The following is a 23307-nucleotide window of genomic DNA, read 5'->3' on the forward strand; positions in this document are numbered from 1 at the left end:
TCCCTCCGAGCGCACCAATAAAGTCTCTCCCTTAAATCGCTACCCAATTGAAAACGCAGCGAAATCCTCGCCGCGCTTTTCCGGCGCTTTTCGTTCTCGCGTATTCTGTGATACAGATCGGGATATGTTCTGTGATACACGGGCGGGGAGCGCACCTTGGTAAGGCAGGAAAATCAGGATCGCTTTCTGCTCTTACGCGAGGGCGTCTACTACTATTGGCGGCGCGTTCCGAGGACGGTTGTCCATCTCGAAGATCGTGCGCCGGTGATCCGGCTGTCGCTCAAGACTGACGATCTGGCGAAGGCGAGGGCGCAGCGGGACATCCTCGAAGAAGCCGACAACATTCTGTGGGCGTCCATGCTCACGGAAGGCGGGAAGACTGAGGCGGCGATGGCAGCTTACAAGGTCGCCCGAGCCCGTGCGGAGGCCCTTGGGTTCGCCTACCGCCCGGCGTTGGACATTGCGCAGCTTCCACTCGAAGACCTCTACAGACGCTTCTCTGCGGTCGCTGATAAGCGGACGCCGACGGCCGTCGCGACGGCCATCATGGGCGGTGTGGACCGTCCCAAGGTCTTGGTCAGCGAAGCCTTCAAGATTTACTGTGACGAGATCGCGGCGGTCGAGATCGTCGGCAAGAGCGAAGAGCAGAAGAAGGCGTGGCGGAAGGTCAAGCAGTACGCGGTCGATGCCTTCACGAAGGTCGTCGGTGAAGACCTCGCGATGGATGACATCACACGCGACCACGCCAAGAAGATGCACGATCACTTCAAGGCGCTTATCGCTCCGACCGACAAGAAAGCGGACAAGAAGTCGGCTTCACTCGGCAAGCGCCGCCTGGGCGATATGAGCATCCTCTACAAGCGGTATTACGCGCATATCGGCGTCGAGGGACGGCCGAACCCATTCGAGGGCCTGACCTTCAATCAGAAGTTCAAGAAGCGTCGGCTGCCGTTCCCCATCGAGTGGGTACGCGACGTGATCCTGAAGCCCGGCGCGCTCGCGGGCCTCAATGAGGAAGCCCGCCATATCGTGCTGGTCAGCATCGAGACCGGCGCACGCCCAATCGAGCTTCGCTACCTGCGCGAGGATCGGATCAAGCTGAACGACAAGGTGCCGCACATCCTTGTCGAGCCATCGTTCGATCCCGACGAACCGCATGAAGTGAAGACCGTGTCATCGGTCCGCCGCATCCCATTGGTCGGCGTCGCGCTCGAAGTGATGAAGCGCCACAAAGACGGCTTCCCCCGCTATCGCGATTCCGGCAACACGCTTTCTGCGACGGTCAACAGCTTCCTCAAAGAGAACAATCTACAGCCGACCGGCAAGGAAACGCTCTACAGCTTCCGGCACACCTTCGAGGATCGCCTGAAGGAAGGCCGGATCGATGACGAACTGCGGAAGATTCTGATGGGGCATACCATCGACCGCGAGCAGTACGGGTCGGGCGGATCGCTGAAGCTGTATCATGAAGAGTTGATGAAGATCGTCTATCCGTTCGATCCGTCTATCGTCTAGCTCGCCGCATCGCGCGAGCCATCGTGGACTCGCTCGCCTTCTTCGTCTCGATCTCGCGCTCAAGCCGCTCCCAAATCGGCAGATAGACTTCGCCGCCTTGGGGCGCTTGGGCCATGATGTCAGCAAGCCGGTCGAGGCAGCGTTCGAGCATTTCGACCGTGATCTCATTGTCGTTGGCGGGCTTCCTCATGACACAACCACTTCGAGGTCGGTCGGTACCGCGTCGAAAGATGCGGCGTTGCGCGGACGGTCGAGCCCATTTAACCGCTTCCTTCTGATCTCGACCACGACGCCGCGCATCCGCTTGGCTTGCTTCGCTGCGATGGTGACGCGGCGCGCTTCTGCCTTCGCCGGATCGACTGCGTCCCGGCGAAGGCGTTCCTTGAGCGCTTCATTAGCGCGCCGATCCATTACGCGACATCCAAAACGGGGATGGTGATGTTGCGCGCGACGCCGCGCACGCCAGCGATCACGGCGTCGATCCGCATGTTGATCTCGAAGGCGCGGAAGCGAGCGTCGAGCAGAGCGAGCGCGACGGAGTCGAGGGTCGGCTTCGCGTTGCGCGATCTGCACGCTTCGATCATGCGTTGCGTGGTGATGTCTTGAATGTCAGTGAGCGACATGGATCGGTGCTTCCTGCAAGAGCGAATGTTGGTCGGGGTGGATCGTCGGCCGTTCTTTCCGCTTGCCCTTGAAGCGCACCGGCCGGATCGCGGTCGGGTCGCGCAGGAAGGGGAAGCGCTCATGGATGCCGGTGACGATCTCGATCAGAGCCGTCACCGTCTGCGGCATGGTCAGGCCGAGCTTGTCGGCGATGGGCTGAAGCTCTGCGCGGACTTCCTCGGGCAAGACTTTGGCGCGCGGCACCGCGACGAAGTCCCACCCCAGGAAGCCGAGCACCGCTTCGAGAGACTCGAGCCCCGGCTTGTTCTTGCGCCGCCACGCCTTGATCGAAGCGCGGCGAACGCCAGAACCTTCCTCGGTCTCGTCATAGGTGACGCGGAGCCGAGCCATCTCGGCGAAGACAAGCTTCACATGAGGGCCGACGCGGTCCGGCATCGTCACCGTGCGCCGGTTGGCGCGGTCGCGGGTCCTACTCATGCTTCGGCCCCGATGCCAGTTCGGTCGTGATGTTCATCATGGCGATCACGCCCGTCAGATGTTCCTCATCCGCCTGGAACATGATGCGACGATTGCGATGGTCGGGATGGAGCGCGATGGTGCTCGCGCGGAACGAGTTCAGCATCGTCTTCATGAACATGCCGTTGATGCCGAACGCGGCGATCTCGCCGTTGATCGTCGCCTCGACCACGTCCACGCTGCCGCCGGTCTGACTGCCGACCGCGACCACGAAGCCGTCTTCCGAACCGGCGCACTGCAAGCGATGGCCCAATTCCTTCGAAGCGAAGGTTTCGAGCAGCGCGACCGTGCTGGCGCAGGCTTCGCGGCTGACGACGATGCTCTCGGGAGCGGGATTCGAGACGAGCGGAAGATAGTTCGGATAGGTGCCGACCAACAGCGAGGAGCAGAAGCGAGTCGAGTCGGTGAAGAAGAAGACCGAGTTGGCGTTGACGATGATGTTCACCACGTCGGCCTTACCGAAGAGACGCAGCACGGCATTGACGGTCTCGGCCGAGAGGATCACGCCGGGGCGGTTGTCGTTGAGCGGCATGTCGTCGGCTCCGTCCGGCGCAGGAACGGTCGCCTTGAACAGGATCGTGCCGGTGGTGCCGACTGCGGCGAGGCGCTTTCCGTCATCAGCGACGTGGAGGAAGACGCCTTGCATCGGCGAGCTAGGTACGGTCGAAAGCGCCTGGGCGGTGTGACCGAACAGGCGGACGAGATCGGCGCCTTCGAGCGCAAACTGTGCGCCGTCCATGGCGTAGTCGCGAGCAGGCCAGTCTTCGGCGGCGAGGGTGGGGAAGGTGGTGCGCGAGCGCCCGGCCTTGGCGATCAGTTCGTACTTTGCCGTGTCCATGGTGAAAGTGACATCGACGCCTTTCGGCAGCCGATCCACGACGGACTTCAGCTTCATCGCATCGACGGTCGTTGCGCCGTGGGCCTCAACCTCGCACGCGCCGGTCGCCTCGACCATCATCTCAAAGTCGGTCGTGGCGATGGAGATCGTGCCATCCTGCACGATGATGCGCGCGTTGTTCGCGATCACAGCGGGCGAGTTTTTCGGTGCGCTGGATACGCCGCGCGCAACGATATCAGCGAGAATGTCACGATTGATCTTGAACTTCACAGAAGGCTCCCTTGCTTGGACGTGTGGAAATGGCGCTCGCTGCCAACGTGCGCCTTGCACTCGTCAGCGGACGGAAACTTGGGGTTGGTGAAGAGATGCAGCCGGTGCAGCGCATCGTCATGAAAACCGGCGCGGATCACCGCGTCGATCTCGTCGCGGATCGCTTCGTCTTCGAGGGTCGCGAGATGACGGCGAGCGACCATTGAGTCGCCTTCGCCCAAGGCGGCGTGCGCGCGCAGAAGCGCGAGCTTGTCCGCAATCGACATCGGCTCACGCATCGTTCGCCGGAGCCTTCGAGTGATCCACCGCCTCATACAGGTTGAGGGGGAGCAGGTACGGGTTGGGAAATTTCACGGGGCCGTCGAGCGCCCGCAGCTTGAAAGGACGCCTCTCTTCGAGCGCGCTCTTCAGCGCGTCTTGCATCCCGCGCGACCATCCCCGGTCGGTGTAGAAGACGGAGTAGTGCGCGGCCTCCCGCCAAGCGAGACCGAGCGCGATCCCCAGCGCGCGCTCGGTCGGCTTAGTGTCATCGAGAACCTGGGTGAGCAGAAGGTGCGAGGCCTGGGCGCTCTCGCCGCGCAAGGCGCAATCCTTCAAGCAACGCCGCGCGTAGGCGACGTTATCGTTGACCGCCCCAGCGTAGGGCGACTCCAAAACTACCAATTTGATGCTTTGCATGGTCCGTTGCCTCTCCCGAGCAGCAACGGACCATATGGGCTTCTATCCGTTATGTCAACGGATAGCGACGGATGGCAACGGATAAAGCAATCAGACTAATTCACAGGAAGCTATAACGCGTTCGAGCGCTTTCACGTTCTTCCTGGGAAGATCGATGTCAGCATTGGTGTCGAGACAGCGCACCACGATCTTGTCGGCCGAGATCGTGATGATCTGACGAATCGCAACGCGGTCGTCGGTCTGCCTCACAACAGCGAAGCCGCCGTGAACAACCGGCTTGCTTGGGCTCACAAGAGCGACCTCACCCATACGATAGCGCGGAGCCATGCAGTCATCGGGAACAGTGATCGCGTACACGTCGCGGCTAACGAGAAGCGGCGAAGTCCAAGATGCGCGACGCTCTGCGACCAATGGAAAGAAGCCATCAGGGTCGGGCAGGCCGATGTGGAACAATGGGATCGTGCCTGCCGTTGATTGCGGCATCTCGATTGGAAGCAAGTTTGAAACGGGATGCGAGCTTATTCGTGGGGTGCCCTGCGTTCCGAAAAAATAATCAGCGTCGGTATCCAGAACTTGGCCGAGCTTGGCGAGCGATTCGCGCGTCGGGTTGAGTGATTTGCCTGCGAGAAGATCGTTAACGTAGCTTAACCCTAGTCCAGCGCGACGCGATGCTTCGTTCTTCGACAATCCTGCCGCCGCGACCCGCTCTTCGACGCGGGATTTAATCGTGTCGAGCGCGGGATGCGCCTGCGCCCGTGTCTTCTTGTCGTCTGCCCTCGACTTCATGCTCATTAGTCCCCGACCGTACTCTACTGATCACCAATTCGAATAACCCCTTTTTAGAATAGTTCAAAAGGGATCGCTACTCGAACAAATACATTCCCTGCCGTGGATCAGGCGACGGACCATCCGACGATTATTGTTCTTCATCCGTTGCCATCCGTTGACATCTATTCAGCCGTCCGTTACAAAAAATCCAACGGGGTCACAAAGAGGTTGCCAACTGATTCGGCTTAAAGCCGGATCGGCGACGGATGTCAAGCGGTATCGACGGATGGATTTTGTTAAGGAAACGAACGAAGCGCTGGTCGCGCGCGTTGGAGCGCTCGAACAGAAGTTCGCCGATCTGCGCAACTCTATGCGCGCTTCCGCCGCGTTGCCCACCAACTGGCGCCTCACCCCCAAGGAACGTGACCTGTTCCTCGCGCTGCTCTCGAACGACACCGTCACGAAAGAGATGGCGATGCTCGTTCTCTACGGCACCGAAAACCGGCCCGACCATAGCGTCGCGATGTTCATGTCGCGCGTCCGGTCCAAGACCGAGCCGCATTCCGTGAAGATCGAAACGATCAATCGCACCGGCTACCGGCTCGTTGACCGGCTGGTGTGGGTCAAGACTTTGAAGCTCGACGCCGTCGAGCACTAACCGGGGAGCCACATGGCAATCTCACTGAAGGGCAGCATCAAGAAGAAGTCGGCTGCCGAAGACCAACCGATCATCACCATCTATGGCGTGCCGAAGATCGGCAAGTCGTCGCTGGCTGCGGAGTTTCCTCGCCCGGTGTTTATCCAGACGGCGGCAGGCGAAAGCGTCCCGGCGGGCATCGTCGCGGACACTATCGAGGTTCGCAGCTACAATGACCTGTGTGAGGCCATCGGCGCGCTCGTCAACGAAGAGCACAACTACGCCACGGCGATCTTCGATTCGACCACCGGCCTCGAAAACCTGATCCGTGCGGAAGCCTGCGCCCGCAACGGGTGGAAGAACATCGAAGACCCCGGCTACGGCAAGGGCTACAAGGTCGCCGCGAGCATCTTCCTCGAATACATCGACGGCATCATGACGCTGCGCTCGCTCCGTCAGATGGCCGTGATCCAACTCGGTCACTGCGATATCAGCCGCTTCGAATCGCCGACGACCGATCCGTATTCGCGCTATCGCGTCAACCTCCACAAGGACGCCGCCGACATCATCGAAGCGAACAGCGACGTGATCGCGTTCCTCAATTTCAAGGCTTCGATCAAGAAGGTCGATGCGGGCTTCAACAAGCAGCTTACGCACGCTGAAGGTGGCGGCACTCGATGGATGTTCCTCGAAGAGCGCCCCGGCTTCATCGCTGGCAACCGCTTCAGCATGCCCGCCGAGTTGCAGTTCAAGAAGGGTGAAGGCTACGCGGCGCTTGCCAAGTACCTGCCTGCGCCTCTCGCCGAAGCCGCCTGATTCGATCAACACCGAAACTCTCGAACGCCATAGGAGATAAACATGGCACAACTGAACGTGAGCCTCGCCGACGTGAATGAGAAGGACGCAGAAGGCGGGGGCGGCGTAATCATCCCGCGCGACCGCTACCTTCTCAACATCGTCGAAGGCGAGGTCAAGCGCAACTCGAAGAACACCGGCGATCTCTTCGAGTTCAAGACCGAAGTGGTCGAGGGCGAGTACGCTGGCGTCAAGGTCTTCGGCAACATCAACGTCACCCATCAGACGTTGACCGCGCAAAAGATCGGTCAGGCTCAGTTGGCGGCGCTCGCCGAAGCGACCGGCATCGGCAAGGCGAACCTGACCGACACCGACCAGCTTCTGTTCCAGCCGTTCTACGCCGATCTGGATGTCGAGACCTACAAGGATCGCAACCAGAACGACAAGGAACGCATGGTCATCAAGAAGTACATCCATGGTGGCAACGCGAACGAGCCGCCGCCGAGCAAGGCCCCGGCTGCGAACGACAACGTGAAGGCCAGCACGGCCGCCAACGACAACGTCAAGCAGACCCAGGCGACCGCCACCCAGGCGCAAAAGACCGCGCCCGCCGCCGGTGGCGCTCGGCAGATGCCTTGGCAGCGCACCGCCTAAGACGCGACTAACGCCGGGGCTTCGGCCCCGGCACCTTCTTCCATCCCCCGACAATTCAGTCTGCAAAACGCGCTTCGGCGCGAACGATAGAGGCTTGCCTGATGGCACCGATCCCGCGCCCCTTTAGCGCCACCACCGAAGCCATCTATGCCGCCTATGCGAAGGCGCGCAGTCAAGCTTGGGACTCGCTCGGCATCTCGATCTCGCTGCTCGGTGAAGAGTGCGAGCGCGCCCTTTGGTACACGTTCCGCTGGGCGTCGCAGCCCGAAGTGATTGACGGCCTGAAGGCCATCACGTTCGAGACCGGCGAGATCGAGGAAACGCGGCTGCTCAACGCGCTGCGTATGATCGGCTGCGAAGTGGACGATGTCGATGCTCGCGGCAAGCAATACCGCGTGACGGCCGTCTCGGGTCATGTTCGCGGAAAGACGGACGGTAAGGCGCTCGGCCTGCCGGAAGCTCCCAAGACTTGGCATGTCGTCGAAGCCAAGTCGATGAAGGACACCTATTGGGACAAGGTGAAGAAGCTCGGTGTTCGCGAGGGCTATTTCACCCATTGGGTGCAGTTGAACGTCTATTGCCATCTCTTCGGCTTCGAGCGCGGCCTTTACATCTGCCGAAACAAGAACACGGGCGAGGTCCACTGCGAACGCATCGAGACGGACCATGCTGAAGCGATCCGGCTGCTCGCGCGCGCCGAGCGGATCATCAAGCAACCGAATCCGCCGCCGCGTCTGCACAACGATCCGAACGCGAAGATGGCCTTCAAGTGCCGAACGATGTGCAACCATCTCGCCAACTGCCATGAGCATGCGTTCGCGCGCATTTCCTGCCGGACCTGCATCCATGCCACGCCCGAGATGTTCGGCGATGCCGCGTGGTCCTGCGCTCGCTGGAATAAGCCGCTCTCGCTCGCCGAACAGAAGCAAGCCTGTCCGGCGCATCTCTTCCTGCCGTCGCTCGTCCCAGGCGAATTGATCGACGCGAGTGATGAAGAGGAGTGGGCGCTTTACACGCTACACGATGGGCGCGAGTGGCGCGATGGCGTGAAGCCCGAGCCCGAGCGTCGCTACTGGCACCATCCTGAAAGCGGCAGCCTGTTCGCCACGCTCCCGAACGATCCCGATCCTCGCGACAACGAACCGCTCTGCGAAGAGATCAGCTTCGCCGAGTTCATCAAGCTCACCGACCACTACGCAGCGCAGGGGGAATAACGCGCATGTCCGCCTATTCGTTCAAGACCCGCTTCGTCGAGACGAAGAGTGGTCAGTGCATGTACTTCCTGCCTGGGCAATCCGGCATGTACGGCTTCGTCTGCGGCACGCCGACGATCGACGACAAGTCGTACTGCGACTGCCACCACAAGGCGACCCATCAACCGCTCAAGAAAGCGAAGATCAGTTTCTTCGATCTGTCAGCGGCCTCGCTCGACAACGACACCGATTATGAGCCCGATCTGACGGAGGTTCTTCAGTGAACTTTCCGTTCGTCTACGCCGACCCGGCTTGGCAGTTCGAGACGTGGAGCGAGGAGGGCAAGGACCGCTCGCCCGAAGAGCACTATGACTGCATGCCGCTTGACGAGATCAAGGCGCTGCCGGTTCGCGAGATCGTGCCGGAAGATGCGGCGTGCGGATTGTGGGTCATCGACACGATGATCGACGAAGGCATTAAGGTGCTCGCCGAGTGGGGCTTCACCTACAAGACTGTGCTCTTCTACTACGTGAAGGTCGGCCGTGGCCTGCGCCCGCACATGGGCATGGGCTATTGGACGCGCGCCAATCCCGAGATTTGCCTGTTCGGCACGCGCGGCAAGCCGAAGCGGAACGGCAAGGGTGTCGAGCGCCTGATCCTCGATCTCGATCCAGACGAGAAGACCATCCTCGCGCCGCGCGGCGAGCACTCGGCCAAACCGCTCGAAGCCTACAACCGCATCGAACGCCTTCTCGATGGTCCGTACATCGAACTGTTCGCGCGCCACGCTCGCGCCGGTTGGCACCAATGGGGCAACGAGGTCGGCAAGACCGGCGGCACCCCGAACCTGTTCCACCTTCCGGGCCATCCGGCTCGCGCAGCCAATGACAATTCGCTTTTCATGGGAGCGCTGTGATGGCTCTCGAACTGCGCAAATACCAGCGCGAAGCCTGCGATGCGCCCTATGACTATTGGGCGACCAAGCCGGACGGCAATCCGCTGATCGTTCTGCCGACCGGGGGCGGCAAGTCGCTTGTGCTCGGCACGATCACGCAAGAGTTCATCGGCTTCGAGCCGACGACGCGCATCGTCATGGCGACGCATATCAAGGAACTGATCGAGCAGAACTACGCCGAGTTGATGGGCATCTGGCCCTTCGCCCCGGCGGGCATCTATTCGGCGGGCCTCCGTCGCAAGGAAGCGCACGCGCAGATCGTCTTCGGCGGCATCGCGACCATGTTCCGCGCAGCGGAGCGGATCGGGCATGTTGACGTGCTGATCATCGACGAAGCGCATCTAGTTCCGCCGGATGAAGCTGCCATGTATGGCAAGTTCATCAAGGCGCTGCGCGCGATCAATCCGAAGATGTTGATCCTCGGTCTGACCGCCACGCCGTATCGCATCGACTCCGGCCTGCTCACGGAGGGCGACGACGCGCTTTTCACCGACATCATCTATGAGATCACGATCAAGGAATTGATCGACCTGGGCTACCTCTGCCCGCTGGTCTCGAAAGCAACGCAGACGACGTTCGATCTGAAGGGCGTCACGCGGGCGGGCGGAGACTTCAACAACAAGTCGCTTCAGCGCGCCATCGATAAGAACCCCGTCACCCAGGCGGCGGTGGAGGAAGTGATCGGATTCGCGAGCAGCAATGAGAAGCCGCGCCGGTCGTGGCTGTTGTTCTGCACCGGCGTCGATCACGCCATCCATGTTCGCGATGCGATCCGCGAGCGCGGCTATACATGCGAGACGATCCACGGCGAGACGGAGAAGGGCGAGCGCAGCCGGATCATCGAAGAGTTCAAGGCTGGCAAGATCACTGCCTTGACCAACGCCAACGTGCTGACGACCGGCTTCAATGCGCCGCGTGTCGATCTGCTCGCGATGCTCCGTCCGACCGAGTCGACGGCGCTGTATGTGCAGATGGTCGGTCGTGGCACGCGCTGCATGGGCAAGGACATCGAAGAGTCCATCCGCAACGGCAAATCCGACTGCCTTGTGCTCGACTTCGCTGGCAATGTTCGTCGCCATGGCCCGGTCGATGCCGTCACCGTGCGGAAGCCGGGGAAGGGCGGCGGTGAAGCTCCGGTCAAGGAATGCCCTGAGTGCCACTCGCTGATCCATGCGAGCGTCATGGAGTGCCCCGACTGCGGCTTCAAGTTCGAGCGCGATCCCGAAAAGAACATCAAGCAGACCGCGGACATTACTCCGATCCTGTCAACGTCGAAGCCGGATTGGGTGCCGGTAAAGCGGCGCACGTTCTATCGGCACGACAAGCCGGGCGGCACGCCGAGCATCCGCGTCGAATATCTGTGTGGCTCCGTCTCTCACAAGGAATGGATTTGCCCCGAGCATCAGGGCTACGCCCGCGTAAAGTTCGAGAAGTGGTGGCGGCAGCACGGCGGCAAGGACGACGCGCCGTTCACGATCCAAGACACCTTCAACCGCGCGAAAGAGCTTCGTGAGACCGCCGAGATCATGATCAAGGCGAACGGGAAGCATTGGGAGATCGTCGCGCGCAAGCTGGGCGAGATCGCGCCGGAAGGTCAGTCGCAATCGTTCGTCTCGGCCCCGCTGCCGAGCCGCGATGACATGATCGCTCGCAACTTCGAACTGAACGGGAAGCCGCAAGAGGCGGCGGCCTATCGGGCGGCCGTGGCTGCGAGGCCGAAGCCTTGGCAGACGGCTCACGTCGCGAACGACAACAACCGGGCCGTGATGCCTGGGCACGTCAAACCGGCAGCGATGATCCGCCCCACGGCTCCGTGGAATGCGCAGATCACGCCGCCGCTGCCGAAGTCGCGTGCGCCTTGGGACACCGATCTCGACGACGACATTCCGTTTTGATGGGGACGACATGGGGAACAACTTTCAAAGGTCGATGCGACGCAATGAGTCGTATCAGAAGCTAAGCGCCTACCTGACGCAACACGGCTACTCGTTCGAGCCGTTCCACGCAGCGAAGCATCCGTATGTTGTTGTGCAGCTAGGCGAGGGGAAGTCCTTGAAGTTCTTCTTCCCGTCGAGCGCCGGTGACTGCCGGTCTGCTGATAATGCCGTGTCGCAGATCAAGCGCGCGATCCGCCAACGTCTTGCGAGCAACGACAACAATGCGCGTGTTTGACCCTGAACCGATTTGCTGCGGCGTCTGCCGCCGCGAGGCAACCGGCATCGGCTTCGCCCCGAAGGGCGGCAAGCCGATCCTTTGGCTCTGCGAAGAGTCCGAATGCATCTCACTAGGAAAGGCCGTCTTCCATATGGTCCCGAAGGCTCTCACTGCGACCGAAACCCTCGCGCTCCAAGACGCTGGCGCTGACGCTGGCGCGTACCTCGAACGCCTGGGCAAGTTCAATCTGTCCGAACTGTCCGAGAAAGAGTGGGGCAACTTCCTGACCACGATCCTCAACTCCTACGGCGAGAACATGCGCAAGCGTGTCACCCAGGCTACCGCTCCCTTCTGAGGCATCACGTCAATGATCGAGTCACCATTCGCACAAACCGGACCGGGCCTCTATGAGAACGGCTACAACCCGATCCCGATCATGCCGAACAGCAAGTTGCCGGGGCAATACGCCGACGATAGCTGGCGCGCTTACAAGGGTTGGAACGACTTCTGCACCACTCGGCCGAGCCAGTTGCAGATCAACTATTGGGCCAAGTGGCCGAACGCCGGTGTGGGCGTGGCTTGTGGCCTGGGGCTGATCTGCATCGACATCGATTTCGAGCCCGCGATGGATGCGCTGCTGGCGATCCTGCCGCACTCGAACGTGCAGAAGAAGGGCAAGAAGGGAATCTCGCTTTTCTATCGCGGCAACACCGACGCCATCCGCTCGCGCAACTTCCGCACGCCCGAGCGCGTCGGACTTGTCGATCTTCTCTCCGAAGGCAAGCAGACCGTGTTGCCGCCCTCGATCCATCCCGACACCGGCGAGCCGTATTATTGGTGGACCGACGACACGCTGATGGACGTTCGCCTCGACCAACTGGCCGAGTTGCCGGACGACATCGCCGAGCGCATCGGCGAAGCCTTGAAGGCGTTTGGCTATGATCCCCAGGCTGACCGGCGCTATGAGCCCGTAAACGAAATCCCTGACGTGAGTCAGGTACATTCGACGGACTTCTTCCGCAAGCTGAACGAAGACGCGCTGGCGAACCTGCATGCTTGGGTGGGCAAGCTGGCGCTGCCGAAGGGCCGGTGGCTCGGGGCCAAGTACCGGGCGGTCGCTCCGTGGCGTTCGTCCGGCTCTGGCCGTCCCATGGCAAAGCGCCATCCGAATCTGTCGTTCGACCCGAGCGGCATTCAGGACTTCGGCACCATGGAGACCTTCACGCCGATCAACGTGGTGATGAAGGTGATGGAGCTTGGCGAGGCGCAGCGGGACGCTGCCGTGCAATGGCTGGGCGAGCAGCTTGGCTATAACTTCGGGGTCGAGATCGACCTGCGCTCGCGCCGGAAGGAAGCCGCGCAGATGGCGGCGGCCGCCGACCGGGACGCTGTGCGGATCGCGGCACGCGAGAAGGGCGTCGTCGACTCGACGCCGAGCATGGAGCCGTCTTCCTGGGTCGAGCGCCAGATGGCCGCCGGGATTACCCCGTGGGTCAAGGCGAACCCGCAGCCCTATGAAGTGGCGGCACTTGCGACGGTCAATAACGTGCCCGCAACCGTGGCTGCGGAGCCCGCTGGCGAGCCCGCCGAAGATCCTGCTACGGATGCCGATCACGCTGAGACCGCGCCCACGATGGCGGAATTGGAGGCTCTGTGCCATCCGCCGGGGCTGGTCGGGGACATCATGGATTGGATCACGGCCTCCACGTCGAGCCCGTCGCGTCCGCTTGCCTTGGGGCCTGCTTTGGGCTTCGTGGGGACGCTCGCAGGGCGGCATCACGCGGGGCCGACCAACCTGCGCACCAACCTCTACATCGTCGCCCTGGCCCCCGCTGGCTACGGCAAGGACCATCCGCGCAAGGCACTGTCCCGGTTGGCCGTGGAAGCTGGACTCGATCGATATCTCGGGCCGGAAGGCTTCCTGTCCGACTCGGCGCTCCGCAAGACCATCGAACACAACCCGTCGCAATTGTCGCTCATGGACGAGTTCGGAGCCTTCATCGCCAAGATCATGGACCGGCGCGCCGGGACGCATCAGTCGAGCATTCGTCAGATGCTCATGCAGATGTTCACTTCGGCGGACTCGCTCTACAAGGGCACGGCATCGGCGGCCGAAACCGCCGTGCCGATCTATAACCCCAACTTCTCGATCTACGGCACGTCCACGCCTCACGACTTCTGGCCCTCCATGTCCGGCAAGGGCATTTCGGACGGCTTCCTGCCCCGCTGGCTTGTCCTCACGATCACCGGCGACCCGGTGGACGGAGTCGAGCCGAAGGCGTCGCTCGAAGCGCCGACCAAGCTGATTGAGGATTGCCGGGCGATCATCACCCACAACGGCGCTGGCAACCTGCCGGACTCGTCGGCGCGGCCGATCCTTCGGCCTCGCGTGGCCGATTGGGGTGCCGGGGCAAAGGAATTGTGGATGGAGTTGCGGCTGGCGTTCAAGCGGCGCGGGGAGGCGTGCTCGCCCGATCTGGCGGCTTTGTGGACCCGCACCATGGAGGTCGCGCTGCGCGTCGCTCATGTCGTCGCCATTGGCGTTGATCCGACCCGGCCGGTGCTCACGCGCGATCTGGTCGAGTGGGCGGCGAGGCTCGCGGAGCTTTCGACCCGGCACTGTATCGTCGAGGTCAGCGACCGCCTGGCACTCAACGATAAGCAGGCCGAGTACCTGAAGGTCCGCCGCTGGATCAAGGAAGCCGGGTCGGACGGCGTGACCAGCTCGACGCTGAAGAAGATGGTCAACGGCGAGTTCGACCTGCGCCGCCTGAACGACATCACGCAACAGCTTCTCGAGTCCAAGCAGATCGAGCAGCGGTTCGCCTCGACCAAGACGGGCGGTCGTCCGTCGCACCGATGGTTTGCACTTTGACTTGGGCGGGGTGCTAAAGCACCCCGGCCTTCACGTCGTCGTATGCTTGAATAACCCAACTGGACATATGCCCGGTTCTGTAGGAGCGGGCCTGCCCTGTCCTCTTGCTCTTGATTGTGATGCTGCCCGACACAGGGGAGATCACATTGGCTTCCCGCGTCACGGGCTGCTCGGGCGTCGCTGATATCTCAAAGTCATCGAGCGAGCGCTTAGCCTGTTTTACTAGGTTCTCGAAGTCTTCCGCTTCGGTCGGATGGACGTGGTCAATTCGCAAATGAAGCCCCTCCAAATGAGTAAACCTCAGATAGATGGGGCGGCATGACCACAATTCAAGCGCAGAAAGGTGGCCGTCTCCGGTGGAGACGGCATTACCCTTCCTAGCGAGGGATTGCAGGGTCTTAAGACCCCAGCCACATCGCGAATGCGACAACCAGACGGGGGTCAACCCTTAGGGTGATTTCCATGGCGGATCACCTCCTTGGCGGCAGAAGCCAAACGTCGGCCGACGTTGAGCTTCATAAGCCTAGCGTCGCATCAATAGTCAACTACAACTTCCCGTGACCTAATCGAAAAATGCTTTCGACTCCCCGGTGAGGTCGAACCCGGTGATCATCGTTCGCGTCCACGAAAGTAATTCCAGTGCGTTGAGGTCGTCGGTATCGTTGCGGATTTTGGCATAACCTTCGTCGAGCTTCGCGACGAACGCCTCTTTCAATCCGGGGTTCACTTCCTCAAGGGACTTGACCAGCGCCGCGAACATGATGGCTGTGGCCTTTTTGACGTTGTTTAGCTCTGGGGTCCTTATCGTCTTATCGCTCATTTCAACCGCTCTCCAATATTCGGGGCGAGAACCTTAGCACAACCTGCGGGCGTTTCCCCCAGGACGAAAAAAGCCCGCTTCGCAGCGGGCTATGATCTTTTCGAAGGATTGTGGAGACTACTAGCCGTCGTTGGGGAAAGCCGCGACCATGCGCTGAATAGCAAGTGAGGCGGGAGAGACGTGGTCGAGGGGCTTGACGTGGCGACGAACGGCATCGGCGAAGTGCTCAACCGGCACGCTGCCGAGTTTCGACATTGAAGACTCGCTGTTTGCGCGGCTGACGGTCGCTGAGGGGCCGGAAACCACCATCGTCCCTATCAGGAGCGCAATGATCGTGGCGGGGATACGCATGATCTTCAGCACTCGCGACCGCATTCGCGCGTTAGCATAGAACTGTAGGGCTTCTGCGCACATGGCAGTGTCGCTCGGCCCAAGTGTCACTTCTTCCCCAGCACTCAACGCTAAAGCAAGCGCGAGTGCGTCGCCCCGTTTCTTCACGATGTTCGTCCTTTCTTAGCCGGGCAGCCCCCGGACTCTTTCCTTGGTGATGCCATCCAAGGCACAGCTTTTGTTTTTAGCTGTGTCTTGGATAGGTTACTAACTCAACGGATGATCCGTCAATGAAACAGACGGTTAAATTGGGGGCGAAAAGTCTCCGCACTAAACCAGAGACTGCAAGAATGGAGCAGGGTGGTGCGCTAATGCATCGCGGCGAATGCGCGCATCACCTTCTGACCGTAGGCGGTGCAGCGCGGTCGAGCGTACACGCCGCGCTGATAGAGACTCACACCAGCGCACCCCGATCCGCCGCGTGAGATCGCCAAGCGAAGGTAGGCCATGCCAGCGCGAGCGCCGGTGGCGCAGTCGAACAGGTTTCCGGTGACGCCGACCTCGCGCGCAGTGGCAGGCTTGACCTGCATGATCCCGCGCTCGCCAGCGCGACCACGAAGGCGGCAGTTGTAGTTGCTCTCGACCTTGACGACCGCGTGGGCCAGGGCGCGAGGGATGCCCTGGGCGTCTGCGGCGGCGTCGATGATGGAGCGGATGTCGGACCCGAAGGCGGGCAAAGAGGTTCCCATCACGGCCGCGATTGCGACCGCGCTGATAAGGCGCTTCATGTTTTCTCCTACTAGGCCGCTACGGCTTCACACTCGAAGCGCTTGGCCTCGTCTCGGCGACGCATGTTCTCTTTGTGCGTCACCATTTCAAGGTGATCCGGGTTCACGCATCGGCGCGTCCGGCAGAGATGATCGAGTTGCTTGCGCGGAGGGATCGGACCGTGTTCGAGCACGTACATCACGATATGAACGGCCATGGTGCCGCCATCGAGACACATGCGCGGGTAGTCCTTACCTCTGCCCTTGCTCCCCGAAGTTGGCCCTGTCCAAACGTGGCAGGGTGTGTCGAGCACCGTCCCTTGAACGATCTCGACGCGAGACATCACCTTCTCGCGAATCTTGTCGCGCCGCGTGCCCATTACGGTCGCCTTAAGCGCGCGCCTGCCGCGTCTTGAACGCCGCGATCTGGAAGGCTCGATTGTGCGGCGTGTCATCGACGGGCCAGGGCACGCGAGAGAGGGCATTGCGCTGTTGGCCGTCTTCGACCCAGGTATGCAGCAACTCGGCGAACGGATTGCCGTTCGCGCGAGCGCGGTTGACGATCTTCACGTCAACGTTGGTCATGATGCGCGCCATTAGGCGGCATCCTTCTCAGTGGATACACCGAGCGCGGCCAACTTCTCGCCGACGCAGGCGATGGCCTGCTCGATGACCAGCTTAATCTCGGGAAGCATGCGATCGACCAGATCGGGCCGCATGTCTTGGTTGCTCTGCATCGGCGTCTTGATCGTGATCTTCGTCTCCGAGCCGAGACGGATAAGCAGGCCGAGCAGGTAGTCGCGTTCCTTGATCAGTTCGGCGACGGCATGGAAATTCTCAAGCTTCACTTTTGTCGTTCCCCAACTTGTCGAGTCCATAGATTTCGCGGAAGCGGTCGCGGTTGATGTCCCTGGGGTCAACCTCGACTATGTGCGGCGGCATGGCCGCGTTCGGATCAGGCTCGACGGCGATGCCATCAAGTGAGATGCCACCGCCGATCAGAAAGCAGTGACCGTAGTCAGCGGCGCGCAGCTTCTCGGCGATCTCCGCATATGCCGCCTGGGAGATCGGGAGGCGGACGAGAGTCCTCACGATCCACCGTCCACGCGATAAGCTGCTCGCAGCGCCGTGACGCGCCTCTCGGACGCGGCGAGGGCCGCTTCGAGTTCAGCGATCCGTGCGTTCTGCGCGCGCTCGGTGAATGCGGCGATCTCGCGAGCGAGATCGGTGCGTTCAGCGGTGACGTAGCCGAGCCCCATCGACTTTTGCCGTTCGTCAGCACGAACGACGTACTTACGGTCAACGAACGCCTGGGCGAGCTTGAGCAGGCCGGGGGCGGGCTGTTCGTCGGCCTTCTCGAAGACGTAGCGCTCGCCGTCCAGAACCCACTTGCCGTCGCAGACATCGAAGCTCGACGGGAAGTCTTCGTCGGAGGGCCAGTCGAACAGTTCGCGCAGTTCGGCTTCGGTCGCGGTATCAGCGGCCTTCTGAGGGCGTTTCATGATCAGGCCGCCTTTCCGCCGAGCATCGCGGGGAGGGTGGCCCAAGTGCCGTATTCGTCCTCGTAGAGGCCCTTGGCCTTCATGATGTTCATGAACGTCTGCGCGAGATCGCAGTCATAGTCTTCGGACCCGTCGCCGTGGACCCAACCTTCGGCTTCGAGGGTCTTGGCGAGCAGATCGACGGTGTGCGAGACGCCGCGATTGAACATCTCGTCATCGAACTGCGACGCTTCGTCCTGGCGGGCCTTCACCAACGGATAGAGCGGAACGCCCATCGTGTTCAGCAAGTCGAGGCAGAAGCTTGCGCCGGTCGCGGGGTCGCTGACTTCGGCTAGCGAGTCTTCGACGATCTCGATCATGCCGTCGCGGCCCATCGCAGAGCGGAGGGCTTCGCGGAGGGTGATCAGCGCGTGCATGAACGTCGCGGCTTCGGCCGAACGTTGGGCGTTCAGCTTGATCAGCGTGTCGATGTTGTTGCGAAGGATGTCAGTATCCGACTTGGTTGCGGTCTGCGCCTTCAACTCGAACCAACCGTAGAGCAGAAGGACCATGGCGGCGGTGGTGAAGAGGGCGGCCATGAGCGAGTGGCCATTAAGCGAGGAGTCGATTGCGAGCGCGAGGGCGAAGCCGCCGGTGGCGAGGTTGGTGAAGAGGCGAAGCATGGAGGTGGCTTTCATGGGAGGCGAACCTGCAAGGATTTCTTGCAGGTTCGCTGTGATGCTCAGTTGAGCTTTTGGACAGTGTGAGCGGGCGGCAACTTCTTGCCGACTGCCTTGGCCCCTTCGGGCGTGACGCAGAAGATGCGCATCGAGCCGTAGTCAGCGGCGGCGTGCCGGAACATCGCACCCTTGTCCGAGAGACGCTTGGCGATCTCGATGTCTTGGCCGGTTGCGTGAACGGCCACGCGGTTTCGGCAGATCGACTTGGAGCACTCGAGTCCGAGTGCCCGGCGGGTCAACATCTGCTCTTCGTGCGAAAGCTGGCTCACTTGATGCCCAACCTGCGACGCGCGGCGTCAACGTCGTTGGTGCGCTCGATCTTGATGACCTTCGACTTGATCACCTTGCCGTCGCGGATAGTCAGCTTGCGGGTGATGATGGTGCCGCTGCGCGGTGCGTCGTCGTCGAGCTTCGGGGCCAGCATGTGTGGCGACCCGATTGCGTCCCAGGCGGGGGCTGCGTTGGCAGCGGTGCTCGCGAAGATCACGGCGAGGATCAAGAAAAGGTTCTTCATATTCGGTTACTCCATTTGATTGATGCATTGGCGCATCGTGGAGGGCACCGCGCAGATGCCCTGTGGCGATGCGTCAGGGCGTCAGCCGAACAAGGCGTTCTGATCCGAGTGCATTGCCTGCGGAGCGGAGCGACGCGGCTTTGCGGTGGGTTGGGGGAGATCGACTGCCGTCAGGCTGTCGCGGTGGCGCAGGATGTGCGCCGTCATGCCGCTGACGTTCTTGCGGCGATCCTTGAGCTTGATCAGGACGCCGGTCTTGACCAGTTCGGAGACGCGGGGACGGATCGCGAGGACGCTTTCCTTCATGTGCGCCGCGATCTCGTCGGCGGTCAGCCGGTAGCCCTTCTCCATCAGGCTCTCGATGGCCGAGCGGAGCTTCGAGGCTCGGCTGACGGTCTGGTCGGCGGCGTCTCGCGACGCTCCACCGCCCTTCGATCCCGGCGCGTTCGGATAGTTCTGAGACATAGGCAAAGCTCTCCCGTTCGCCCCGAAGGGCGTTTTTCAGATCAGCGATGTTGCGGTGGTTTCCCGACCTAACCGGCCTGAATCAGGACGGCTCCGCTGGAATCAACGGATACACGAAGGATGATCCGTCGCGCAAGGGTTTTGTTAGAAATATCGACGGATGGCCGCAGGCCGTTGGTTAGCGAGCGGCAAGGAGCGGGCCGATCACGCGCATGGAAATCGCCAATTCCATATTATCTTTTGGGGCCGGTTTGGGTTTTGCGCGAATACGCCTGCAAAACCAAACCGCCTATTTTCGCGGGGGCTGGGGGACCATTGGAGGGTATCCCCTACATATAAGAGAGTAATATATAGTAGTAATATATCCTGACGAAGATATGGGTGTAGGCGGTTACGTCTATGTATAGGGGCGAAACCCCGGAATCGATAGTTGATGTTTTGCCAGATGACGGATACCTCCGTCATTTCGACGGATGGAAGTGGATATTATCCGATGCGCAGGAAGGTCATGTCAGAGTGGGACGCCAAGGCGGCGTTCCTCAACGTGCCCGACGATGGATGGTCCTTCGTTAGCTTTGCCAACGCCTTGCCGTGCCATCCTAGCGACGCTGAGACCATCGCGCGTTATCTGCACCGGAAGAAGCTGATCTGGCTCTCGATGCGGCAGGGCCACGGCAGGGTTTTCCCGGCGGCGATGCGTCCCGGTCGAGGTCGGCCGAAGGCGAGGGGAGTTGAGCAGCCGCCGTTGATTGATCCCGCCCTGGCTGGCTTCCTCACCCAGGCGCATCCGACGTTCCTGAAGATCAGGCTGTTGCTCGGTCGCGATCCCGGCGGTGCATGGAACGAGCATCAGGCGCTCAAGGCCGAGATCAAATTCGCCATCGCGGTCGAGGCGACGAACCTCATGACGCTCTGCCGGGCGTTCGCCAAGGCAAACCCCAGCATTCCCGTTACGGCGCTCCGTGATGCGCTCTGGCTCGACAGGCCGCAGACCATGCCCATCGTCGCGCAGACGCAGCCGGACCTCGCTATGGCTGGCTCAGAGGGGTTCACCGAGCAACCGAAGGGGAGGCGTCGGCTCTCGAAGAACCTGACCGACGAAGAGCGGATGATCTCCTACATCGAAGCCGCCGGCGCATCCGGCATCGCCGCCTATGAGATCGCGAACAAGGGCAAGATCGCTCGCGACCGGGTTGCCATCATCGGCGAGATGTTCGAGAACATGGGCGTGATCCGTTCGGCCGTTGTCCGCACGTCGGATCGCGGACGCAAGGGGACGCGGTACTTCATGAGCAAGTACGGCGAGCCGTTGATCGGCGAGGGCGGTCGTTTGCTGGTGGCTTGACTATTGGCTGTCATGGTCGAACAACCGGCGTGCAGCGGGGGACGGTGTTGATGCTTAAGATGCTGGTCGATACGTGCGTCTGGCTCGATATGGCCAAAACGCCGTCCCAATCAAAGAACTTCGATTATCTGCTCAACCTGAGAGCCGACAAGCTTATCGATATCATCGTCCCGCAGATCATCGTGGACGAGTTCATGCGGAATCGGGATCGGGTGATCGTCGAATATGCAAAAAGCATCGCCACGACCCTAAGCCGAGCGAAGGAGATCGTCGTCCAGCAGGGTGGTAAGAGAAGATCAAGAACCCTTCACCGCCTATTCGACGACGTTGAGAGTCCAATAAAAACGCCAAAGGCTGTAGCGGAAAAAGCTGCTGACCAGATCGAAACCCTGATCAAGGCTGGCGATGTCATTCCGATCAGTGACGCGATGAAAATCCGCGCCTCGGACCGGGCGATGCAGAAGAAGGCACCGTTTCATCGAGATAAAAACAGCTTCAATGACGCACTGATCATTGAAGCCTATGCTGAGTACATCAGCCAAAATGGTAAGCCGGGTGATCGCTTTGCCTTCGTGACACACAACACACGGGACTTCAGCGCTCCGAACGGTAACAGCAAGCTTCCGCACCCGGACCTCGCTGCATTTTTCTCCAAGATCAAATCCCGATATTTTATCAGCATTGGCGACGCACTCGACGCGCTGCACCTAAAGAATGCGGTGCCTTGGCTGGATGATTCTTTCGAGCAGCCGATACGAAGCACGAGCGATATCTCAGATGCAATTGAGGAACTGATAGATCGGATTTGGTACGACCGGCACATGGTTTCTCGGTACAAGATCGAAATAGGGAAGGAGAAGATCGTCGCGAAGCTGCCCGATGTACCGTGGCCCAAGCGAAAGAACCTAATTCAGGCGGACATTTGGGAGGGCGCTCTAAAGGCGGCGGCTAAGGTAGAGAGAAAATACGGCAAGGAGACGCTTGGTCCGTACTCGAAGTTTGACTGGGGTATGATGAACGGGAAGCTGTCTGCGCTGCGGTGGGTGTTAGGCGATGATTGGGACATGCTAGATACCTGACCAGACGGAGACCGGATCGGTCTCTCTTGATGCGGTGATCTGCGCGAGCATTCGCGCATGGAAACTCGCATCGTCAACAACATCCCCGAGTGGCGCTATCAGGCGGAAGTCATCGCTCGCCTTCACGCGCTCGAAGATGCCGGGCTTCCGATCACCTGTGCCGGTGACATGAACCGAGCCAAGCGTTCGCGGCGCGAGCGCATGGAAGCCAAGGTAACGGGCCTTACGGCGGGCGAGCCCGACGTTCGCGTCTATGTCACCGGCGGGTTTCTGCTCAGCATCGAACTGAAGACGCCGAAAGGCTCACGCTCGAAGGATCAGAAGGATCGGCACAAGAAGCTGACCGACCTGGGCTTCACAGTTATCACCGCGAAGGCTCCCACCCCCGAAGAGCTCGCCGACGAAGTCGAGCGGATCGTGCGGAGCTACCTCTAGTGCAGATCACGCTCACGCTCACGAAGGGAATGCTCGACCGGCTGGATCAGCTTCGTGATCGCAGCATCAACACCGCAACTGCCAAGGCGCTGACCTTCACCGCGAAGGATGCGCAGCAAGCGTTGCGCGTTCAAATCCCAGGCATCTTCGTCCTGCGTCGTCCCTGGGTGATCAGCGGCATCCGCATTCGCCCGGCGAACGGCGGCAACCTGATGGCCGTCGTCGGCAGCATCGACAAGTACATGGAGCGCCATGTCATCGGTGCGGGCAAGGAGAAGTATCCCGACAACGCGCTCTCGATCCACTCGAAGCGCAATAGCAGTGGCCGTCTCGCGACCGGCGGCATTCTGATCAAACCCTATGGCTCCATCGGCAGCGCCCCGATCCATACCGTGGTGCGTCGGCAGTTGAAGCGCGTGGACGGGCAGAAGCGGAAGACGTTCCAGATCGTCGTCAACGACAAGGTGCTGATCGTGCGTCGTCGCACGAAGAAGCGTCTGCCGCTGCAAACGCTCGCCGTTCTTCAGGGAAGCGCGACGATCAATGAACATTGGGACTTCCTGGGGACCGTGTCAGGCGTCGTTCAGGCGCGCTTTCCGCAGCACTTCTATCGGGCGGTGGTCAATGCAGCGACGCGATAGAGGGTCCATGAGCGAATCGACTCCCACCCCCTTCGAGCGGGAAGGTTCATGAGCGAAATGACTCCCACCCCCCTCGGACGTAGGCGACGCACGATCCTGCTCGCCCTCGCGATCTCCGCGACCTTGAGCCCATCGCTCGCTCGATCTCTCGACGACGATCAGAACAGCGACCGGCAGAGCGACCACGGCATTTTTGCAGAAAATGCAAATAACCCCGA

At 61.0% G+C, this 23307-nt stretch carries 36 protein-coding genes; 15 read left to right on the forward strand and 21 right to left on the reverse strand.

Features of this window, described 5'->3' with window-relative positions:
• Positions 1–156: 156 nt before the first annotated feature.
• On the forward strand, positions 157–1515 hold the full coding sequence (locus tag GGD62_RS37820) for a DUF6538 domain-containing protein (RefSeq protein ID WP_183713754.1): 1359 nt from the start codon (positions 157–159) through the stop codon (positions 1513–1515).
• Here GGD62_RS37820 and GGD62_RS37825 read toward each other — a convergent pair.
• From GGD62_RS37825 to GGD62_RS37860, 8 genes are all read right to left on the reverse strand, one after another.
• Entirely contained in the window at positions 1505–1705 is a 201-nt protein-coding gene (locus tag GGD62_RS37825; protein WP_183713757.1) for a hypothetical protein, read from the reverse strand. The two genes, GGD62_RS37820 and GGD62_RS37825, sit on opposite strands and share 11 nt — an antisense overlap.
• On the reverse strand, positions 1702–1926 hold the full coding sequence (locus GGD62_RS37830; protein ID WP_183713761.1) for a hypothetical protein: 225 nt from the start codon (positions 1924–1926) through the stop codon (positions 1702–1704). Before GGD62_RS37830 ends, GGD62_RS37825 begins: the two co-directional genes overlap by 4 nt.
• Entirely contained in the window at positions 1926–2138 is a 213-nt protein-coding gene (locus GGD62_RS37835) for a hypothetical protein (RefSeq protein ID WP_183713766.1), read from the reverse strand. The genes GGD62_RS37830 and GGD62_RS37835 overlap by 1 nt, the downstream gene beginning before the upstream one ends.
• Entirely contained in the window at positions 2125–2616 is a 492-nt protein-coding gene (locus GGD62_RS37840) for a hypothetical protein (RefSeq protein ID WP_246800460.1), read from the reverse strand. Before GGD62_RS37840 ends, GGD62_RS37835 begins: the two co-directional genes overlap by 14 nt.
• A complete protein-coding gene (locus GGD62_RS37845; protein WP_183713769.1) occupies positions 2609–3763 on the reverse strand; it encodes a DNA-directed DNA polymerase in 1155 nt (384 codons plus the stop codon). The genes GGD62_RS37840 and GGD62_RS37845 overlap by 8 nt, the downstream gene beginning before the upstream one ends.
• Positions 3760–4029: a hypothetical protein gene (locus GGD62_RS37850; protein ID WP_183713772.1), complete on the reverse strand. Its 270-nt coding sequence runs from the start codon at positions 4027–4029 to the stop codon at positions 3760–3762. The genes GGD62_RS37845 and GGD62_RS37850 overlap by 4 nt, the downstream gene beginning before the upstream one ends.
• 4 nt (positions 4030–4033) lie before the next feature.
• The gene (locus GGD62_RS37855) at positions 4034–4441 is read right to left on the reverse strand and encodes a hypothetical protein (RefSeq protein WP_183713775.1); all 408 of its coding nucleotides are present in this window, start codon (positions 4439–4441) and stop codon (positions 4034–4036) included.
• A gap of 90 nt (positions 4442–4531) precedes the next feature.
• On the reverse strand, positions 4532–5227 hold the full coding sequence (locus tag GGD62_RS37860) for a S24 family peptidase (RefSeq protein WP_183713779.1): 696 nt from the start codon (positions 5225–5227) through the stop codon (positions 4532–4534).
• 133 nt (positions 5228–5360) lie between these two features.
• On the opposite strand from GGD62_RS37860, the gene GGD62_RS41225 reads away from it, so the two are divergent.
• The 10 genes from GGD62_RS41225 to GGD62_RS37910 all read left to right on the forward strand — a co-directional run bounded on the left by GGD62_RS41225 (position 5361) and on the right by GGD62_RS37910 (position 14472).
• Entirely contained in the window at positions 5361–5867 is a 507-nt protein-coding gene (locus GGD62_RS41225) for a helix-turn-helix domain-containing protein (protein WP_246800462.1), read from the forward strand.
• 12 nt (positions 5868–5879) lie between these two features.
• Positions 5880–6662, forward strand: coding sequence for an ATP-binding protein (locus GGD62_RS37870; RefSeq protein WP_183713782.1), 783 nt, complete (start codon positions 5880–5882; stop codon positions 6660–6662).
• 42 nt (positions 6663–6704) lie between these two features.
• Entirely contained in the window at positions 6705–7295 is a 591-nt protein-coding gene (locus GGD62_RS37875; RefSeq protein ID WP_183713785.1) for a DUF669 domain-containing protein, read from the forward strand.
• Positions 7296–7396: 101 nt separating this feature from the next.
• Positions 7397–8509, forward strand: coding sequence for a hypothetical protein (locus tag GGD62_RS37880; RefSeq protein ID WP_183713788.1), 1113 nt, complete (start codon positions 7397–7399; stop codon positions 8507–8509).
• A gap of 5 nt (positions 8510–8514) precedes the next feature.
• Positions 8515–8772, forward strand: coding sequence for a hypothetical protein (locus tag GGD62_RS37885; protein ID WP_183713791.1), 258 nt, complete (start codon positions 8515–8517; stop codon positions 8770–8772).
• Positions 8769–9404 (forward strand): MT-A70 family methyltransferase, encoded by a 636-nt coding sequence (locus tag GGD62_RS37890; RefSeq protein WP_183713793.1) that lies wholly within the window; start codon positions 8769–8771, stop codon positions 9402–9404. The genes GGD62_RS37885 and GGD62_RS37890 overlap by 4 nt, the downstream gene beginning before the upstream one ends.
• A complete protein-coding gene (locus GGD62_RS37895; RefSeq protein WP_183713796.1) occupies positions 9404–11338 on the forward strand; it encodes a DEAD/DEAH box helicase in 1935 nt (644 codons plus the stop codon). Before GGD62_RS37890 ends, GGD62_RS37895 begins: the two co-directional genes overlap by 1 nt.
• A gap of 10 nt (positions 11339–11348) precedes the next feature.
• Complete coding sequence (locus tag GGD62_RS37900; RefSeq protein ID WP_183713799.1) at positions 11349–11615, forward strand: hypothetical protein; 267 nt, start codon at positions 11349–11351, stop codon at positions 11613–11615.
• The gene (locus tag GGD62_RS37905) at positions 11602–11952 is read left to right on the forward strand and encodes a DUF6511 domain-containing protein (protein WP_183713802.1); all 351 of its coding nucleotides are present in this window, start codon (positions 11602–11604) and stop codon (positions 11950–11952) included. Before GGD62_RS37900 ends, GGD62_RS37905 begins: the two co-directional genes overlap by 14 nt.
• 12 nt (positions 11953–11964) lie before the next feature.
• Positions 11965–14472, forward strand: coding sequence for a bifunctional DNA primase/polymerase (locus GGD62_RS37910; RefSeq protein ID WP_183713806.1), 2508 nt, complete (start codon positions 11965–11967; stop codon positions 14470–14472).
• A 13-nt stretch (positions 14473–14485) separates the two neighbouring features.
• Here the strand turns inward: GGD62_RS37910 and GGD62_RS37915 are convergent, their stop codons facing one another.
• From GGD62_RS37915 to GGD62_RS37975, 13 genes are all read right to left on the reverse strand, one after another.
• Positions 14486–14746: a hypothetical protein gene (locus tag GGD62_RS37915; protein WP_183713809.1), complete on the reverse strand. Its 261-nt coding sequence runs from the start codon at positions 14744–14746 to the stop codon at positions 14486–14488.
• Positions 14747–15034: 288 nt separating this feature from the next.
• Positions 15035–15292, reverse strand: a complete 258-nt coding sequence (locus tag GGD62_RS37920; protein ID WP_183713812.1) for a hypothetical protein — start codon at positions 15290–15292, stop codon at positions 15035–15037.
• Positions 15293–15412: 120 nt separating this feature from the next.
• Entirely contained in the window at positions 15413–15655 is a 243-nt protein-coding gene (locus GGD62_RS37925) for a hypothetical protein (protein WP_183713816.1), read from the reverse strand.
• A gap of 335 nt (positions 15656–15990) precedes the next feature.
• Positions 15991–16410 (reverse strand): lytic transglycosylase domain-containing protein, encoded by a 420-nt coding sequence (locus GGD62_RS37930; protein ID WP_183713819.1) that lies wholly within the window; start codon positions 16408–16410, stop codon positions 15991–15993.
• A gap of 11 nt (positions 16411–16421) precedes the next feature.
• A complete protein-coding gene (locus tag GGD62_RS37935; RefSeq protein ID WP_183713821.1) occupies positions 16422–16769 on the reverse strand; it encodes an HNH endonuclease signature motif containing protein in 348 nt (115 codons plus the stop codon).
• Positions 16770–16779: 10 nt separating this feature from the next.
• Positions 16780–16986 carry a hypothetical protein gene (locus GGD62_RS37940; protein WP_183713824.1) on the reverse strand — a complete coding sequence of 69 codons (207 nt, stop codon included), beginning with the start codon at positions 16984–16986 and terminating at the stop codon, positions 16780–16782.
• The gene (locus GGD62_RS37945) at positions 16986–17237 is read right to left on the reverse strand and encodes a hypothetical protein (protein ID WP_183713827.1); all 252 of its coding nucleotides are present in this window, start codon (positions 17235–17237) and stop codon (positions 16986–16988) included. The genes GGD62_RS37940 and GGD62_RS37945 overlap by 1 nt, the downstream gene beginning before the upstream one ends.
• Positions 17227–17481: a hypothetical protein gene (locus tag GGD62_RS37950; RefSeq protein WP_183713829.1), complete on the reverse strand. Its 255-nt coding sequence runs from the start codon at positions 17479–17481 to the stop codon at positions 17227–17229. The genes GGD62_RS37945 and GGD62_RS37950 overlap by 11 nt, the downstream gene beginning before the upstream one ends.
• Positions 17478–17891 carry a hypothetical protein gene (locus tag GGD62_RS37955; protein WP_183713831.1) on the reverse strand — a complete coding sequence of 138 codons (414 nt, stop codon included), beginning with the start codon at positions 17889–17891 and terminating at the stop codon, positions 17478–17480. The genes GGD62_RS37950 and GGD62_RS37955 overlap by 4 nt, the downstream gene beginning before the upstream one ends.
• A 2-nt stretch (positions 17892–17893) precedes the next feature.
• Entirely contained in the window at positions 17894–18568 is a 675-nt protein-coding gene (locus GGD62_RS37960; RefSeq protein ID WP_183713834.1) for a hypothetical protein, read from the reverse strand.
• Positions 18569–18612: 44 nt separating this feature from the next.
• The gene (locus GGD62_RS37965; RefSeq protein WP_183713837.1) at positions 18613–18879 is read right to left on the reverse strand and encodes a hypothetical protein; all 267 of its coding nucleotides are present in this window, start codon (positions 18877–18879) and stop codon (positions 18613–18615) included.
• On the reverse strand, positions 18876–19124 hold the full coding sequence (locus GGD62_RS37970; protein WP_183713840.1) for a hypothetical protein: 249 nt from the start codon (positions 19122–19124) through the stop codon (positions 18876–18878). The genes GGD62_RS37965 and GGD62_RS37970 overlap by 4 nt, the downstream gene beginning before the upstream one ends.
• Positions 19125–19205: 81 nt before the next feature.
• Positions 19206–19589, reverse strand: a complete 384-nt coding sequence (locus tag GGD62_RS37975) for a hypothetical protein (RefSeq protein ID WP_183713843.1) — start codon at positions 19587–19589, stop codon at positions 19206–19208.
• A 493-nt stretch (positions 19590–20082) separates the two neighbouring features.
• On the opposite strand from GGD62_RS37975, the gene GGD62_RS37980 reads away from it, so the two are divergent.
• From GGD62_RS37980 to GGD62_RS37995, 4 genes are read left to right on the forward strand one after another with little or no spacing between them, the layout of a single operon-like run.
• Entirely contained in the window at positions 20083–20934 is an 852-nt protein-coding gene (locus tag GGD62_RS37980; protein ID WP_183713845.1) for a hypothetical protein, read from the forward strand.
• A 50-nt stretch (positions 20935–20984) separates the two neighbouring features.
• Positions 20985–22013, forward strand: coding sequence for a PIN domain-containing protein (locus tag GGD62_RS37985; protein WP_183713848.1), 1029 nt, complete (start codon positions 20985–20987; stop codon positions 22011–22013).
• 57 nt (positions 22014–22070) lie between these two features.
• Positions 22071–22448 (forward strand): hypothetical protein, encoded by a 378-nt coding sequence (locus GGD62_RS37990; RefSeq protein WP_183713851.1) that lies wholly within the window; start codon positions 22071–22073, stop codon positions 22446–22448.
• A complete protein-coding gene (locus GGD62_RS37995) occupies positions 22448–23089 on the forward strand; it encodes a hypothetical protein (protein WP_183713854.1) in 642 nt (213 codons plus the stop codon). The genes GGD62_RS37990 and GGD62_RS37995 overlap by 1 nt, the downstream gene beginning before the upstream one ends.
• Positions 23090–23307 lie beyond the last annotated feature (218 nt).

The organism is Bradyrhizobium sp. ERR14, from assembly GCF_014198235.1.
Taxonomy (GTDB): domain Bacteria; phylum Pseudomonadota; class Alphaproteobacteria; order Rhizobiales; family Xanthobacteraceae; genus Bradyrhizobium.

What these genes read in the sequence shown, in the direction of transcription:
- GGD62_RS37825 (WP_183713757.1), bottom strand. Translation starts at nt 1,705, where the DNA reads ATGAGGAAGCCCGCCAACGACAATGAGATCACGGTCGAAATGCTCGAA.
- GGD62_RS37830 (WP_183713761.1), bottom strand. Translation starts at nt 1,926, where the DNA reads ATGGATCGGCGCGCTAATGAAGCGCTCAAGGAACGCCTTCGCCGGGAC.
- GGD62_RS37835 (WP_183713766.1), bottom strand. Translation starts at nt 2,138, where the DNA reads ATGTCGCTCACTGACATTCAAGACATCACCACGCAACGCATGATCGAA.
- GGD62_RS37840 (WP_246800460.1), bottom strand. Translation starts at nt 2,616, where the DNA reads ATGAGTAGGACCCGCGACCGCGCCAACCGGCGCACGGTGACGATGCCG.
- GGD62_RS37850 (WP_183713772.1), bottom strand. Translation starts at nt 4,029, where the DNA reads ATGTCGATTGCGGACAAGCTCGCGCTTCTGCGCGCGCACGCCGCCTTG.
- GGD62_RS37855 (WP_183713775.1), bottom strand. Translation starts at nt 4,441, where the DNA reads ATGCAAAGCATCAAATTGGTAGTTTTGGAGTCGCCCTACGCTGGGGCG.
- GGD62_RS37860 (WP_183713779.1), bottom strand. Translation starts at nt 5,227, where the DNA reads ATGAAGTCGAGGGCAGACGACAAGAAGACACGGGCGCAGGCGCATCCC.
- GGD62_RS37870 (WP_183713782.1), top strand. Translation starts at nt 5,880, where the DNA reads ATGGCAATCTCACTGAAGGGCAGCATCAAGAAGAAGTCGGCTGCCGAA.
- GGD62_RS37875 (WP_183713785.1), top strand. Translation starts at nt 6,705, where the DNA reads ATGGCACAACTGAACGTGAGCCTCGCCGACGTGAATGAGAAGGACGCA.
- GGD62_RS37880 (WP_183713788.1), top strand. Translation starts at nt 7,397, where the DNA reads ATGGCACCGATCCCGCGCCCCTTTAGCGCCACCACCGAAGCCATCTAT.
- GGD62_RS37885 (WP_183713791.1), top strand. Translation starts at nt 8,515, where the DNA reads ATGTCCGCCTATTCGTTCAAGACCCGCTTCGTCGAGACGAAGAGTGGT.
- GGD62_RS37895 (WP_183713796.1), top strand. Translation starts at nt 9,404, where the DNA reads ATGGCTCTCGAACTGCGCAAATACCAGCGCGAAGCCTGCGATGCGCCC.
- GGD62_RS37900 (WP_183713799.1), top strand. Translation starts at nt 11,349, where the DNA reads ATGGGGAACAACTTTCAAAGGTCGATGCGACGCAATGAGTCGTATCAG.
- GGD62_RS37905 (WP_183713802.1), top strand. Translation starts at nt 11,602, where the DNA reads ATGCGCGTGTTTGACCCTGAACCGATTTGCTGCGGCGTCTGCCGCCGC.
- GGD62_RS37910 (WP_183713806.1), top strand. Translation starts at nt 11,965, where the DNA reads ATGATCGAGTCACCATTCGCACAAACCGGACCGGGCCTCTATGAGAAC.
- GGD62_RS37920 (WP_183713812.1), bottom strand. Translation starts at nt 15,292, where the DNA reads ATGAGCGATAAGACGATAAGGACCCCAGAGCTAAACAACGTCAAAAAG.
- GGD62_RS37930 (WP_183713819.1), bottom strand. Translation starts at nt 16,410, where the DNA reads ATGAAGCGCCTTATCAGCGCGGTCGCAATCGCGGCCGTGATGGGAACC.
- GGD62_RS37935 (WP_183713821.1), bottom strand. Translation starts at nt 16,769, where the DNA reads ATGGGCACGCGGCGCGACAAGATTCGCGAGAAGGTGATGTCTCGCGTC.
- GGD62_RS37940 (WP_183713824.1), bottom strand. Translation starts at nt 16,986, where the DNA reads ATGGCGCGCATCATGACCAACGTTGACGTGAAGATCGTCAACCGCGCT.
- GGD62_RS37955 (WP_183713831.1), bottom strand. Translation starts at nt 17,891, where the DNA reads ATGAAACGCCCTCAGAAGGCCGCTGATACCGCGACCGAAGCCGAACTG.
- GGD62_RS37960 (WP_183713834.1), bottom strand. Translation starts at nt 18,568, where the DNA reads ATGAAAGCCACCTCCATGCTTCGCCTCTTCACCAACCTCGCCACCGGC.
- GGD62_RS37970 (WP_183713840.1), bottom strand. Translation starts at nt 19,124, where the DNA reads ATGAAGAACCTTTTCTTGATCCTCGCCGTGATCTTCGCGAGCACCGCT.
- GGD62_RS37975 (WP_183713843.1), bottom strand. Translation starts at nt 19,589, where the DNA reads ATGTCTCAGAACTATCCGAACGCGCCGGGATCGAAGGGCGGTGGAGCG.
- GGD62_RS37980 (WP_183713845.1), top strand. Translation starts at nt 20,083, where the DNA reads ATGCGCAGGAAGGTCATGTCAGAGTGGGACGCCAAGGCGGCGTTCCTC.
- GGD62_RS37985 (WP_183713848.1), top strand. Translation starts at nt 20,985, where the DNA reads ATGCTTAAGATGCTGGTCGATACGTGCGTCTGGCTCGATATGGCCAAA.
- GGD62_RS37990 (WP_183713851.1), top strand. Translation starts at nt 22,071, where the DNA reads ATGGAAACTCGCATCGTCAACAACATCCCCGAGTGGCGCTATCAGGCG.